We start from the raw sequence: 12,746 nt of genomic DNA, 5'->3' as shown, positions 1-12,746 counted from the left end.
GCGTGCTTGTGCGCGAAGGCGCGACACTGCCAGCGCAGCAAGCCGGATACCCGTGAAGGAGATGGCCACCCCATCCGTTGCGGTGGGGCGCGGGGCGGCACGTTCATTGCGTCGCCGTGGGGACGGGCATGTCGTCCGTAACCGACGAGGAGTCTGACGATGAAGCAACATTCGCAGCAAAAGCCCGCTGCGCAGCGGGCCGAACGGAAGACCGACGAGCAGCAGACGCGGGGCGCCGCAGGCAAGCGCGCGGAAGCTGACCGCGCGGAGCGCATTTCGATGCAGCACGGTACCGGCCAGTCGGCCAAGCGTCCGATGCGCGTGCCTGCCGAGGACAGCCGGGGCACCGCCCAGGAGGGCCAGATGCCGCAGAATCAGCAGCGCCTGGGGCAGCACCAGAACAGCCGCAAGCAGCCATGAACGCGCCTGCACGTGATCAACCCGGCCATGCGTCCGGCGACCATGCGAAGGCACCGCCCGGCGGATCGGGCGTCCGGCCGGTGACACCCGCGATCCCAAGCGAAAGCGGCGTCGGCGAGGAAGATCCGGGCGACTTTGAAAACGCATCCATCCGCAAGGACGATGGCAAGCGTCCTGCCGCGCCACAGCACACGCCGGCGGAGCGGCGCTCGTGCCAGTTCCAAGTTCAGCCGCGCGAAGTCTCGCGCGGCTGCATCCAGTTGCGTATCCGATCCCATACCGCTCGCACTGGCAGGCGCGGCGTGCCGTGCGAGACACCCACGATGCGCAGCGTGGCGCCCGTGCGATCGTGCGCCAGGAGTCGCCACCATCCCGACGTTTCCACCACGTATGCGTAACCTGCCCCCAGCGCCTGCGGCAGGTGAACCGAGCGCGCCACCGGTTCGATCCGCAGGCTGCCTTCAAGGGCAATCAGGGTCGTGCCGGCCGCGAGCCAATGCAGGGCGTCATGCCCAGCGCGCAGCGCCAGCCATGTGTCGTCGAAAGCAGGGGGGCTTGTCGTCATGTCGCTCTCCTCAACATGACCGCAGCGTAGGCGCGCACGCGGTGCATCAACAGGCACAGACGCCACCGCATGCGGCACAACAGCCGGGCCTTCGGGGCGATCTGTTGCGGTACAGTTTTGCGTTCTCTGTATCTGTTGCGCCGGTGGCGCTGGCGGCATGATGTGCCGGACACCTCACCGCGTTCCCGCCCGCCATGTCTGTCACCGAGTTGACTTCACCGCCCGCGCAGCCGCTGTACCGGACGCTTGCCGATCATTACCTCGGCGCGATCCGTAGCGGGGTGCTGGCTCCGGGCGAGCGGATGCCGTCGGTGCGCGCATTGATGCGCACGCATGCCGTGAGTCTCTCCACTGCGCTGCAGGTGTGTCGGCACCTCGAGACGGAGGGCTGGCTGGAGGCCCGCGAGCGCTCCGGGTATTTCGTGCGCCAGCCGCGCCGTGCCCTGCTGGCGCCGGTGAAGGAGCCCGAGGTGTCCACGCCCGACCCGGCCGCATATGTCGGTGTGCACGCGCGTGTGTCGGCGATCGTCGCGCGCGGTCAGCAGGCGGATGTGCGCGTCGATCTGTCCGGCGCGAGTGGAGCAGCCACGCTGTATCCGGCGGCCGCGCTCAACCGGATCGCCTCGCAGGTGCTGCGCAGGCATCCGCTGCTGCTGACGCAGCCGGTGAGGCCCAACGGGCATCCGGAGCTGCAGATCGCCGTGGCCCGGCGTGCGCTCGACATGGGTGTGCAGATTGCGCCGGACGACGTGGTGGTCACGCACGGTTGCATCGAGGCGGTCAACCTTGCACTGCGCGCCGTGGCGCAGCCCGGCGATACGGTGGCGGTGGAGTCGCCCACGTATTACGGACTCCTTCAGGTGCTCGAAAGCCTTGGCATGCGGGCGGTAGAGATTCCGACCAGCCCGCGCACCGGCATGTCGATCGAAGCCCTCGAAATGGCCGTGCAGGCCTATGGCAACATCCGGGCCGTAGTGGTGGTGCCCAATCTGCAGAATCCGCTGGGCAGCATCATGCCGGATGTGGCCAAGCGCCGGATGGCGGCGTTTTGCGATGCCAATCTCATCGCCCTGATCGAAGACGACACCTACAGCCCGCTCGCTGACAGCGCCACGCCGCTGAAGGCGCTCAACGCGTGGGACCGCACCGGCAACGTGATCTATTGCGCGTCATTGAGCAAGACCGTGGCGCCTGGCCTGCGATTGGGCTGGATGACCGCGGGCCGCTGGCACGAGCGCGTGCAGATGCTGAAGTTCGCGCAGTCGCGCCCGAACGACTCATGGTCGCAGGTGCTGGCGGGGCGCTTCATCGCGTCGGGCGCGTATGACCGGCACCTGCGCACGCTGCGCCAGACGCTGCGCGAGCAGCGTGAACGCATGGCGGAATCGATTGCCAGCTGCTTTCCCGCCGGTACGCGGCTGTCTGTTCCCGCCGGGGGCTTGGCAATGTGGGTGGAGTTGCCGGCCAACGTATCGTCAACGGCGCTGTTCGATGCCGCGCTTGCACAAGGCATTCGCATCGCGCCGGGGACCCTGTTCTCGAACCTGAATCGGTTCGATCACTACTTCCGCATCTGCTTCGGGCTGTCGCATTCGGCCAATCTCGAAGCCGCGCTCGCCACGCTGGGACAGCTCACCCAGCAACTGGCGCAGAGCTGATTGGCTGCCGCCTTAGCGGCACCACGCGGGCGGGGTAGAGGGGGATTCCAGCGCCTGCACGCTCAGCGCAATCTGCTGCGACCACTGCTGCACCATCCGCTGCGTGGACGACACCACGGCATCCACGCCTGCCTTTGCATGCGCGTCGCCATTCGTCGGCTGTGTCAGGGTGGTCTGGCAGGTGAGGGCGGCGGGCACGGCGCCTTGTGTGGCGGCATCGCGCGCCACGCGCCATGACACCAGCGCGCTCACGCCCTGACCGGGCCGCGCATCGTAGCTGCGCATGGCGGCGCTGATGCGGTAGAGCGGCACGCCTGCCGGCGCTGCGTTGCCGCCCACGTCGACCGCGGACAACGTGCCGGCCAGATCGGCCGACAGCGCATCGCGCAGTTCCGCGCCGAACGGCGAGGCCCAGCGCTGCTGCTCCAGCGCCTGCACTTCGTCATCGGAGGTGCGCAGGACGATCTGCGGCCTGTCCAGGCGATCGGGCACGCGCACGCCAGCCAGGCGGAAGGCACGCTGGAACCGGCCGGGATCGGTTGCCGCTGGCCGCGCCGACAGCGTATGGAGCGTCGGCTCGGGCGAGGCGCACGCCGCTACGAGCGCCGCGGCGGCGCAGGCAGCAGCCAGTCGAATGGGAGACCACGTCATGGTTGAACTCATTGCGCATCCTTTGCCTTGCCCCGGATCAGCGCTTCGGGGTGGAGTTGCAGGTAGTCGGTCAACACGCGTACCGAAGCCGCCGCCTTGGCAACCTGGTCGAGCGTGTCGCGTGCGTTGCGCTGCAGCGGCGCATCGTCGGAGAACACCTGGCGCGCGCTGTCGAGCGTGCGGCGCGCCTCGGCCAGCGTTTCCTTCATCTGCGGCGCCAGGTCCGTGTTGACCGTTTTGGCCAACTGCTCGGTCTGCTTGAGCGTCGCGTCCAGGGTGTTAAGCGTGTGATGGACGTCTTGACCGATCTGCTCGAACGGCACCTTGTTGAGCTTCTTCGCGATGCCGGCGATCTGCGTTTCGATGTCGTCGGTCGGGTTGTCGGCGGTCGGGAAGATGTAGGCGCCGTCACGTTCGCGCGGCCCGAAGTGCGGCGGCGTCTTTTCGCGGTCGGCCGCGTTGATGAAGTCGAGCTGCACGAACTGCTGGCCGGTCAGCAGGCTCGCGCTTTTCAGTTGCGCGCGCATGCCGTTCTTGACGAGCGCGTCGAACTGCGTGCGCACGTCTTCGGCGGCGTGCTGCGGGTTGTCGTCGCGGATGTCCATGCCGAAGCGCGTCGGATAGAGCGTGGCCGTCACGGGCAACACAAACTCGTGCCGCTTCTTGCTGTAGTGGATGCCGATCGACTTGATTTCGCCCACGTTGATGCCCTTGAATTCGACCGGTGCGCCCACCGTCAGCCCGCGCAGGGAGCGGTGGAAATACATCACCACGGTCTGCGAGAGATGCTCTGGGTCCTTCAGCGCCATGGTTTCATTGCGCACGAGCTGGAACTCGGCATCCGACGCGGCGGGGCTGTGATCGGCCTCTTCCGGCGTCTGGAAGGCGATGCCGCCGAGCGCCACGGTCAGCAGCGATTGCGTGTCCACCTTCAGGCCGCTCGCATCGAGCTTGAGGTCGATGCCGCTGGCGTTCCAGAAGCGCGTGCCGTTTGCCACGAACTTGTCGAACGGCGCGTTGACGAAAATATGCAGGGTGACGCCCTTGCCATCGGTGTCGATGTCATAGGCGGTGACCTGGCCGACGCGCACACGGCGGAAATACACCGGGGCGCCGATATCCAGCGAGCCCAGGTCGGACGCATGCAGCGCGAACTGCTTGCCCGGCGTGTCGGCATAGATGGCCGGCGGCGTGTCCAGTCCCTTGAAGGTGGATTGCCTGTCGTGCGAGCGACCGCCGTCCACGCCGATGTAGGCACCCGAGAGCAGCGTGCCGAGCCCCGAGATGCTGCCTGCCGCCACCCGCGGGCGGACTACCCAGAAGCGCGTGTCGGAGGCAGCGAACGCCTTGCCGTCGTGCGTGAGTTCGATCTGCACCACCGCGCCGGAGCGGTCTTCCGTCAGCCCCACGGCCTTGACGACGCCGATGTCGACGCTCTTGTACTTCACGCGCGTCTTGCCGGCTTCGATGCCTTCCGCCGAACTGAACGTTACCGTCACCTGCGAGCCGCGCGCCAGGATCACGCGCGCCATGAGCGTGGCGCCTACCGCCAGCGCGACGATCGGCACCAGCCAGATCAGCGAGGGCAGCCAGCGCTTGCGCTTCATGCGGCGCGGCGCCGGAACGTTTTCGTTGTCTACAGGGTCGGTCATGCTTGGGTCTCTTCGGGGTCGGGTTCGTCGATGACGTCCCACATCAGGCGCGGGTCAAAACAGCGGGCGGCAAACATGGTCAACACCACCACGGCGGCAAACGGACCGACCCCAGGGCCGGGCTTGATGATGGCCAGGGTGGAAAGATGCACCAGGCCTGCTAGCAGCGTCACGACAAACACGTCGAGCATCGACCAGCGGCCGATCGCCTCGACGATGACGTAGAGGCGGGTGCGCAGGCGTGGGTTCCAGCGCCAGCGTTGCTGCACGGACAGGCACAGCACCGCAAGAATGCCCAATTTGGCCAGCGGGACGAAGAAGCTGGCGATGAACACGATGATGGCCAGGTGCCATGAGCCCGATGTCCACAGGTAGACGATGCCGCTCATGATGGTGTCCTGCTGCGAGCCGAGCAGCGTGTCTGTCATCATGACCGGCAGCAGGTTGGCGGGCAGGTACATGGCGGCGGCTGCAATCAGCAGCGCCCAGCAGCGCGCCAGGCTTTCGGGTTTGCGCACATGGATCGGCGACAGGCAGCGGGGGCAGACCGGCGCGGGCGTGCCTGGGTCCGGCGCATCCTCGTAGTGCAGGACAGCCTGCGTAGCCGCGTCCGCGGCGGGCATGCGAGCGAGCAGGCCGCAGCGCTCGCATGTAGCCAGGCCATGCGCGGCGGCACGCAGCGGGCGCGCTGGCTGTGCGGTCGTGGTGCCGGTCGCGGCGCTCATGTGCGGTCCCTGCCCGAGGCGGTTTCGCCGGGACGGGCGGCGGCGTCCAGACCGGTGGGCGCATCGATGTGCGTGCGCGGCGGCAGCGTCAGGCCGATCTCGCGCCAGAACGGGCGCAGGTCGATCGACAGCGCGATGGTCAGGAACACCGTGAGCGCGGCAAATGCCCACAGGCCTGCATCGGCCTCCAGCGACACCATGTGGGCCACCTTGATGAGCGCCACCACGACGCCCAGCATGAAGATCTCGATCATGGCCCACGGACGGATCATGGCGGCCGCGCGCAAGACCAGCGCCGCGGACGGATGCTGCCGCCCGCGCAGCCGTGCAATCAGCAGCGGCGCCAGTACCGACATGTACATCAGCGGAAACAGCACCGTGGTGAGCGCGACCAGCACGGCCGCGAACACCATGCCGTAGTTGTACAGGGCCTCGATGGCGCCCCAGAGGGTGGTGGCGTTGCGGGAGCCGCCGCCATTCATCTCGGCAATCGGGAAGACGTTGGCGACGACGTAGACGATGATTCCCGTGATGAGCAGGGGCAGCAGGACCGACAACCGCTCGGTCTGGTTGCGATACAGCTTGACGCCGCAGCGCGTGCAATGCGCTTCCTCATCGAGCGCAATGACCTCGTGGCGATGCAGGGTATCGCAGTGCTCGCAGGCGATCCAGGCATCGGGGTCACCGGGCAGCGGCAGCGCCACCGGCGCGGCAGGGGGAGCGGCAGGGTGGCCCGATGCAGGGTGTGGCGTCAGCCCGGGCAGGGCCGCACGCCAAGATGCCGGCAGCGGGAAGGGAAATCTCACGTTGAGCAACTCCATCGTTTGCCCGGCGCTTTGAGGCACCGAGGTGCGGCCGATTATACATACACGATTGAATGTATAGCTCAGGTGCGGCCATCCGCATTTTGACGCAGGGAGCCACGCAAGTAACCCGCCATCGCGCGTTCCTGACGCCTTGCTCTAGGGTGACGGCGGAACGGCCCTTGCTGTTGCACGAGGTACGTCTTCAACCCCAGAGGAGCCATTCATGACGCATCTTCGAGCATCTTCCCTGTTGGTCGCGCTTGCCCTGGCCGGTACCGCAGGACTTGCCAACGCCCAGGCAACAGGCGCGCGATCGAACAGCGCGGCCGCAGGCGGCAACGTGCCCCCCGCGGGTGCCGACGCCACCGGCACACAGCGGCGGTCGGGCAGCACGTCGTCTTCGGCGCGGGGGGACGGCGGCAACGCGAACGATTCGACGGGCACGGCCATGCAGGGGTCCGCCGCAGGTCGCGCAACCGGCGGCGGTTCCGTCGGGCCGGGTGTGGGAGCCCCCGGGTCCGGCTCGTCCGGCGCACCGGGCGCCGGTGGTGCGGTTGGCGCGCCCGGTGGCGGCAACAGTGGGGGCGCGGCCGGCGGCGGTGCGGGTGGCGGCAGCCGCTAGCCCCGCCAGCATGGCACGCTAGCGCAACTGCGCGACGTGATGCAGCAGGTGATCTTCCATGAAGGTCTGGATGAAGTAATAGCCGTGGTCGTAGCCGGGGTGGCGCCGCAGTTGCAGCGGCTGCCCGGCTGCAGCGCACGCTGCTGCAAAGTCCTCGGGGTAGAGCTGCTCGGCCAGGAATCGGTCGGCTTCGCCCTGATCGATCAGGATGCCGCCTGGAAACGGGCGGCGTGCCTGTTGCATCAGCAGCGTAGCGTCGTGTGCGGCCCAGGCGGTACGGTCGTCACCGAGGTAGCCGGTGAAGGCCTTGAGGCCCCATGGGCAGACCGACGGGTGTGCGATCGGGGCGAATGCGGACACCGATCGGAAGCGTCCAGGATGCCGCAGCGCCAGCGTGAGTGCGCCATGCCCGCCCATCGAGTGCCCGAAGATGCCGATGCGCTGGTTGTCGACGGGCAGGGCATCGCACGCCGTCGCGTACAGTTCGTCGACGACGTAGGTCTCCATGCGGTAATGCGTGCGCCAGGGTTCCTGCGTTGCGTCGAGGTAGAAGCCGGCAGCCACGCCGAAGTCCCAACTGTCGGTTTCGCCCGGCACGTCGGCGCCGCGCGGGCTGGTGTCGGGGCCGATCAGGACGAGGCCCTCGCGCGCGGCAACGCGCTGGGCGCCGGCCTTGATGGCGAAAGTCTCTTCGGTGCAGGTCAGACCCGCGAGGTAGAACAGCGCCGGGCAGCGCGCGCCCGCCAGCGCTTGCGGCGGCAGGAAGACCGAGAAGCGCATCGGCAGGCCGATCACCGCCGAATCGTGCCGGTAAAAGCGCTGCACGCCGCCGAAGCAGGCATGCTCGGATACCAGTTCCAGTGTGGATGCCTGGCTCATGGCACGGCCCTCAGTACAGGACAACGGAACGGATCGACTCGCCACGCTTCATCAGGTCGAAGCCTTCGTTGATGCGCTCCAGCGGCAGCGTGTGCGTGATGAGGTCGTCGATGTTGAGCTTGCCTTCCATATACCAGTCGACGATCTTCGGTACGTCGGTGCGGCCGCGTGCGCCGCCGAAGGCCGAGCCCTTCCACTGCCTCCCCGTCACGAGTTGGAACGGACGCGTGCTGATCTCCGCCCCGGCCTCTGCCACGCCGATGATGATCGACTGGCCCCAGCCCTTGTGGCAGCACTCCAGTGCCTGCCGCATGACCTGCGTGTTGCCGATGCATTCGAACGAGTAGTCCGCACCGCCATCGGTGAGCTGGACAATGTGGTCGACCACGTTATCGACGTCCTTCGGGTTGACGAAGTGCGTCATGCCGAATTTGCGGGCCATCGCCTCGCGTGCCGGGTTCAGGTCCACACCGATGATCTTGTCCGCGCCGACCATCTTCGCGCCCTGGATCACGTTCAGGCCGATGCCGCCGAGGCCGAACACCACCACGTTGGCGCCCGGTTCCACCTTGGCCGTGTACACCACGGCACCGACGCCGGTCGTGACACCGCAGCCGATGTAGCAGACCTTGTCGAATGGCGCATCGGGCCGGATCTTCGCCAGCGCGATTTCCGGTACCACGATGTGATTCGCAAACGTGGAGGTGCCCATGTAGTGGAACAGCGGCTGACCGTCGATCGAAAAGCGCGACGTGCCGTCCGGCATCAGCCCCTTGCCCTGCGTGGCGCGGATCGCCTGGCACAGGTTGGTCTTGCGCGACAGGCAGAACTTGCACTGGCGGCATTCCGGGGTATACAGCGGAATCACGTGATCGCCCGCCTTCAGCGAGGTCACGCCTGCGCCCACCTCCATCACCACGCCGGCGCCCTCATGGCCCAGGATCGCCGGGAAGATGCCTTCCGGATCGGCGCCGGACAGCGTGTAGTAGTCGGTATGGCAGATGCCGGTGGCCTTGATCTCCACCAGCACTTCGCCGGCACGCGGGCCTTGCAGGTCGACTTCTTCCACGGTGAGCGGGGCGCCGGCTTTCCAGGCGATGGCAGCTTTGGTTTTCATGCGCATTCCTCGTGTGTGACTTTTTTTGGGGGGGGCTACGGGTCGACGCCGATTGTAGAGGGTTGTCGGCCAAGGCACCTGACCCGCCAGAGAAGAGGGGTAAAGCAGACTTCAGTTTTTCTTATATCGGCCGTTTCCTCTGCAACGGCAAGGCCGACAGGGCCGTGTGCCGCATGCCTTACATGGCGGAATCCCCGCCGTGGCTTCGTAGGAAACCATACCGTGCTTGCATCCATCCGTACCCGCATTCTGCTGACCTGCGTCGCGATTGTGGTCGGCGCGCTGACTTTCGCCGGCGGCCTCAATTACCTGGTCACGCGTTCGTATAACGACGCCTCCATCCGCCAGAACCTGCAATCCGTCGCCCGTGGCCACATCGCCGGGATTGACGACTGGGTCGCCTCCAAATCCCAGACGATGGTGGCGCTGGAGGGGGCGGCGCTGTCGGACGACCCGATTCCCATGCTGAAGACCGTGCGGGACGCCGGCGGCTTCATCAACGTCTACGTTGGCTACCCGGACAAGAGCTACAAGTTCTCCGACCCCGAAGGCATTCCGCCGACTTATGATCCGACGGCGCGGCCCTGGTACAAGCAAGCCGTGGAGGCTGGCAAGCCCGTGGTGACGCCGCCCTATGTGAGCGCCAGCACCGGCAAGCTGGTGGTGACCTTTGCGGTGCCCGTGCTGCGCGACGGCGGCCTGAAGGCGGTGATCGGTGGCGATCTCGCGATGGACAGCGTCATTGCCAACGTCAAGGCGATCCGGCCGACGCCGGCCAGCTTCGGCTTCCTCGTCAACGCGGCCGGCAAGATCGTCGCGCACCCGGACGACAAGCTCACGCTCAAGCCTGTCACCGAACTCTCGGCGGGGTTGAACGAAGCCACGCTCGCTTCGCTGGCGCAAGCCGACAAGCCTGTGGAAGTCGACGTGGACGGCGCCACCAAGCTGCTCTACCGCCAGGGCGTGAAAGGCACCGACTGGGGCCTCGTGGTGGCGCTGGACAAATCCGACGCCACGGCGGGCATGCGCTCGCTGGTGATGACCTCGGCCGGTGCGCTGGTGGCAGTGGCCATCGTGGCCGCGCTGATCGTGGGCGCGATGACCTCGCGCGCGTTCCGCCGCCTGTCGATGATTCGCGACGCGATGGACGAGATCGGCTCGGGCAGCGGCGACCTCACCAAGCGCCTGCCGTCCGACGGCGAGGACGAAGTCGCGCAGATCGCCCGTTCGTTCAATACGTTTGCCGACAAGCTGACGGCGGTGATGCAGCAGATCCGCCTGGGCAGCGATTCGGTGCGTTCGGCCGCGCAGGAAATTGCCGCCGGCAATGCCGACCTCTCCCAACGCACGGAAGAGCAGGCCAGCTCGCTGGAAGAAACCGCATCGAGCATGGAAGAACTGACGAGCATCGTGAAGCAGAACGCCGACAATGCCCGCCAGGCCAGCCAGCTTGCCGTGACGGCGTCGGACGTGGCCACGCGCGGCGGCAACGTGGTCGGCCAGGTCGTGCAGACCATGGGCGGCATCAACGAGAGCAGCAAGAAGATCGCCGACATCATCGGCGTGATCGAAAGCATCGCGTTCCAGACCAACATCCTGGCGCTGAACGCCGCGGTGGAAGCCGCGCGCGCGGGCGAGCAGGGCCGCGGCTTTGCCGTGGTGGCCAGCGAAGTGCGCAACCTGGCGCAGCGCTCGGCCGGTGCGGCCAAGGAGATCAAGGCGCTGATCAGCGACTCGGTGGACCGCGTGAGCAACGGCTCAGCGCTGGTCGATCAGGCTGGCGTGACCATGGCGGAGATCGTGGACGCGGTGAAGCGCGTGACCGACATCATGGGCGAGATCTCGGCTGCCTCGGAAGAGCAGAGCAGCGGCATCGAGCAGGTCAACCAGGCGGTCAACCAGATGGACCAGGTGACGCAGCAGAACGCCGCGCTGGTCGAGCAGGCGGCTGCCGCCGCGGAATCGCTGGAAGAACAGGCCCATAGCCTGAACGAGGCGGTGGGGCAGTTCCGCCTGTCGCACTGATCGGGGTCAGGCTCCTGGTGCGGCTGCACCGGCGGCCGCCTTGGCGTTGTCCTGTTCTTCCGCAAGGGCGAGGTCGGCGGCCTGTGCGCGCTGGATTGCCGGCCGCGCCAGGATGCGGTCGATATACGCGCGCACCACGGGCGTCTCGGGCATCAGCTTGAACGTCGTGATCCAGTCCAGTGCGGCACCCCAGAGCACGTCTGCCGCCGTCAAGCGGTCGCCCAGCAGGTAGGGTCCGTTCGCCAGTTGTGCGTTGATCGCAGCCATGACGGTATCGAAATCCCCATACGGCGAGGTTGAATACGCCGCAGGGGCGCGACCCATCGAATGGTCGACGACGGCGGGCTCGAAGCAGGATCCGTAGAACGCCATCCAGCGCAGGTACGGACCGCGCAACGGATCCCCCACGGCAGGCGAAAGGCCAGCTTCCGGATACAGCTCCGCTGCATACAGATACACGGCCACCTGTTCAGTGACGACCACGTCGCCATGCCGAAGGGTGGGCACCTTGCCCAGCGGGTTCATGGCCAGGAATTCCGGCGCGCGATGCTGGCCGGTGGTCAGGTCGAAGGCACGTACCTCGTAATCCGCGCCGAGTTCTTCGAGCAGCATGCGCGCCCCACGCGAGCGGCTGCGAGGGGAGTGGTAAAGGATCAGGTGGCGGTCTTGCGGCATCGTGGGCTCCGTGTGCGGTGGAATGGGTGGAGAAAAGATCGCCACTGTAGGCGAACAGGCCCCCGTGCGTCTTGGAAAAATCCGCTGCCGCAGTGCATCATCGCGGCATTGCTTTTGCTGCCGACTCCATGACCGACCTGCGTGACGTTGCAAACAAGCCAAAGGGCGTGGTCGACCCGCTGGCATTTCACCAGCGATTCCGCCTGAACCGCTACCAGCCGTGTGCTGCGCTGGCCGGCGTGCTCGATCACCACTGGATCGTCGAATGGGACTTGCGCGGTCAGCCGCCCTACACGCAGCGCACGCTGCCGTATCCGTGCGTGAACGTTGTGTTCGACCGTCGGCAGACCGCTGTTTTTGGCGTGGTGTCGGGGGCGTTTGAAACCACATTGGCCGAGACGGGCCGCGTCATCGGCCTGCGCTTTCGGCCCGGTGCATTTCGCGCGTTCTTCGGCAAGCCGGTGCGCTTGCTGACCGACAAGACCGTACCGGTTTCGGATGTGCTCGGCGTGAGCAGTGCGCAGGCAGAAGCGATCGTGCTCGGCGCGGCCGACGACGGGGGCATGGTGTCCGCCGCCGAAGGGTTGCTCCTGCGGGTGCTGCCGCCACCGGATGCGCAGGTCGAGCGCATCCATACGATCTTGCGGTCGCTGCAACAGGATGCCGGTGTGACCCAGGTACGCGACCTGGCCGAGCGTGCCGGCATGAGCGAGCGCACGCTGCAGCAGTTGTTCTCGGAGTATGTCGGTGTCACGCCCAAGTGGGTGATCCGCCGCTATCGCCTGCACGAAGCGGCCGATCAACTGGCCAACGGCGCGGACATCGACCTGGCCGAACTTGCGCAGCGGCTCGGCTACTTCGATCAGGCGCACTTCTCGCGCGATTTCAGGCGTCTGGTGGGGAAAGCGCCGGCAGAGTACCGGCGCGCGAACCAGCCCTGACGCTGCGCAC

General features: G+C 66.9%; 13 protein-coding genes. 5 read left to right on the top strand and 8 right to left on the bottom strand.

Annotation, left to right across the window (positions count from 1 at the left end):
- The first annotated feature begins 159 nt into the window (after positions 1 to 159).
- Positions 160 to 420: a hypothetical protein gene (locus R2N03_RS15380; RefSeq protein WP_316658512.1), complete on the top strand. Its 261-nt coding sequence runs from the start codon at positions 160 to 162 to the stop codon at positions 418 to 420.
- A gap of 226 nt (positions 421 to 646) precedes the next feature.
- Here R2N03_RS15380 and R2N03_RS15375 read toward each other — a convergent pair whose 3' ends face one another.
- Entirely contained in the window at positions 647 to 985 is a 339-nt protein-coding gene (locus R2N03_RS15375) for a hypothetical protein (protein WP_316658511.1), read from the bottom strand.
- A 194-nt stretch (positions 986 to 1,179) separates the two neighbouring features.
- Here R2N03_RS15375 and R2N03_RS15370 point away from each other — a divergent pair, with 194 nt between their 5' ends.
- A complete protein-coding gene (locus tag R2N03_RS15370) occupies positions 1,180 to 2,643 on the top strand; it encodes an aminotransferase-like domain-containing protein (protein WP_316658510.1) in 1,464 nt (487 codons plus the stop codon).
- Positions 2,644 to 2,655: 12 nt separating this feature from the next.
- Here R2N03_RS15370 and R2N03_RS15365 read toward each other — a convergent pair whose 3' ends face one another.
- From R2N03_RS15365 to R2N03_RS15350, 4 genes are read right to left on the bottom strand one after another with little or no spacing between them, the layout of a single operon-like run.
- Positions 2,656 to 3,294, bottom strand: coding sequence for a PqiC family protein (locus R2N03_RS15365; protein ID WP_316658509.1), 639 nt, complete (start codon positions 3,292 to 3,294; stop codon positions 2,656 to 2,658).
- 8 nt (positions 3,295 to 3,302) lie between these two features.
- A complete protein-coding gene (locus tag R2N03_RS15360; protein ID WP_316658507.1) occupies positions 3,303 to 4,946 on the bottom strand; it encodes a PqiB family protein in 1,644 nt (547 codons plus the stop codon).
- The gene (locus R2N03_RS15355; protein WP_316658506.1) at positions 4,943 to 5,671 is read right to left on the bottom strand and encodes a paraquat-inducible protein A; all 729 of its coding nucleotides are present in this window, start codon (positions 5,669 to 5,671) and stop codon (positions 4,943 to 4,945) included. The genes R2N03_RS15360 and R2N03_RS15355 overlap by 4 nt, the downstream gene beginning before the upstream one ends.
- Positions 5,668 to 6,492, bottom strand: coding sequence for a paraquat-inducible protein A (locus R2N03_RS15350; RefSeq protein WP_316658505.1), 825 nt, complete (start codon positions 6,490 to 6,492; stop codon positions 5,668 to 5,670). Before R2N03_RS15350 ends, R2N03_RS15355 begins: the two co-directional genes overlap by 4 nt.
- 208 nt (positions 6,493 to 6,700) lie before the next feature.
- Here R2N03_RS15350 and R2N03_RS15345 point away from each other — a divergent pair, with 208 nt between their 5' ends.
- Positions 6,701 to 7,099 carry a hypothetical protein gene (locus R2N03_RS15345; protein WP_316658504.1) on the top strand — a complete coding sequence of 133 codons (399 nt, stop codon included), beginning with the start codon at positions 6,701 to 6,703 and terminating at the stop codon, positions 7,097 to 7,099.
- A gap of 18 nt (positions 7,100 to 7,117) precedes the next feature.
- Here the strand turns inward: R2N03_RS15345 and fghA are convergent, their stop codons facing one another.
- Both fghA and R2N03_RS15335 read right to left on the bottom strand, forming a co-directional pair.
- On the bottom strand, positions 7,118 to 7,978 hold the full coding sequence (fghA, locus tag R2N03_RS15340; protein ID WP_316658503.1) for an S-formylglutathione hydrolase: 861 nt from the start codon (positions 7,976 to 7,978) through the stop codon (positions 7,118 to 7,120).
- Positions 7,979 to 7,988: 10 nt separating this feature from the next.
- Positions 7,989 to 9,095, bottom strand: coding sequence for an S-(hydroxymethyl)glutathione dehydrogenase/class III alcohol dehydrogenase (locus R2N03_RS15335; RefSeq protein WP_316658502.1), 1,107 nt, complete (start codon positions 9,093 to 9,095; stop codon positions 7,989 to 7,991).
- Between the two features lie 222 nt (positions 9,096 to 9,317).
- On the opposite strand from R2N03_RS15335, the gene R2N03_RS15330 reads away from it, so the two are divergent.
- Positions 9,318 to 11,120, top strand: a complete 1,803-nt coding sequence (locus R2N03_RS15330; RefSeq protein WP_316658501.1) for a methyl-accepting chemotaxis protein — start codon at positions 9,318 to 9,320, stop codon at positions 11,118 to 11,120.
- 6 nt (positions 11,121 to 11,126) lie between these two features.
- On the opposite strand, the gene R2N03_RS15325 is transcribed toward R2N03_RS15330, so the two are convergent.
- On the bottom strand, positions 11,127 to 11,795 hold the full coding sequence (locus R2N03_RS15325; protein WP_316658500.1) for a glutathione S-transferase family protein: 669 nt from the start codon (positions 11,793 to 11,795) through the stop codon (positions 11,127 to 11,129).
- A gap of 128 nt (positions 11,796 to 11,923) precedes the next feature.
- On the opposite strand from R2N03_RS15325, the gene R2N03_RS15320 reads away from it, so the two are divergent.
- Positions 11,924 to 12,736 carry a DUF6597 domain-containing transcriptional factor gene (locus tag R2N03_RS15320; RefSeq protein ID WP_316658498.1) on the top strand — a complete coding sequence of 271 codons (813 nt, stop codon included), beginning with the start codon at positions 11,924 to 11,926 and terminating at the stop codon, positions 12,734 to 12,736.
- The last annotated feature ends 10 nt before the right edge of the window (positions 12,737 to 12,746 follow it).

Origin of the sequence: Ralstonia condita, assembly GCF_958405655.1 — a bacterium.
GTDB lineage: Bacteria > Pseudomonadota > Gammaproteobacteria > Burkholderiales > Burkholderiaceae > Ralstonia > Ralstonia condita.
The sequence above is the reverse complement of the archived record's forward strand: the minus strand, read 5'-3'. Positions and strand labels throughout refer to the sequence as shown.

Bases quoted from the DNA above. Each gene is read 5' to 3' on its own strand.
- R2N03_RS15345 (WP_316658504.1), top strand. From the start codon at position 6,701: ATGACGCATCTTCGAGCATCTTCCCTGTTGGTCGCGCTTGCCCTGGCC.
- R2N03_RS15355 (WP_316658506.1), bottom strand. From the start codon at position 5,671: ATGAGCGCCGCGACCGGCACCACGACCGCACAGCCAGCGCGCCCGCTG.
- R2N03_RS15350 (WP_316658505.1), bottom strand. From the start codon at position 6,492: ATGGAGTTGCTCAACGTGAGATTTCCCTTCCCGCTGCCGGCATCTTGG.
- R2N03_RS15375 (WP_316658511.1), bottom strand. From the start codon at position 985: ATGACGACAAGCCCCCCTGCTTTCGACGACACATGGCTGGCGCTGCGC.
- R2N03_RS15320 (WP_316658498.1), top strand. From the start codon at position 11,924: ATGACCGACCTGCGTGACGTTGCAAACAAGCCAAAGGGCGTGGTCGAC.
- R2N03_RS15335 (WP_316658502.1), bottom strand. From the start codon at position 9,095: ATGAAAACCAAAGCTGCCATCGCCTGGAAAGCCGGCGCCCCGCTCACC.
- R2N03_RS15365 (WP_316658509.1), bottom strand. From the start codon at position 3,294: ATGACGTGGTCTCCCATTCGACTGGCTGCTGCCTGCGCCGCCGCGGCG.
- R2N03_RS15360 (WP_316658507.1), bottom strand. From the start codon at position 4,946: ATGACCGACCCTGTAGACAACGAAAACGTTCCGGCGCCGCGCCGCATG.
- fghA (WP_316658503.1), bottom strand. From the start codon at position 7,978: ATGAGCCAGGCATCCACACTGGAACTGGTATCCGAGCATGCCTGCTTC.
- R2N03_RS15370 (WP_316658510.1), top strand. From the start codon at position 1,180: ATGTCTGTCACCGAGTTGACTTCACCGCCCGCGCAGCCGCTGTACCGG.
- R2N03_RS15380 (WP_316658512.1), top strand. From the start codon at position 160: ATGAAGCAACATTCGCAGCAAAAGCCCGCTGCGCAGCGGGCCGAACGG.
- R2N03_RS15325 (WP_316658500.1), bottom strand. From the start codon at position 11,795: ATGCCGCAAGACCGCCACCTGATCCTTTACCACTCCCCTCGCAGCCGC.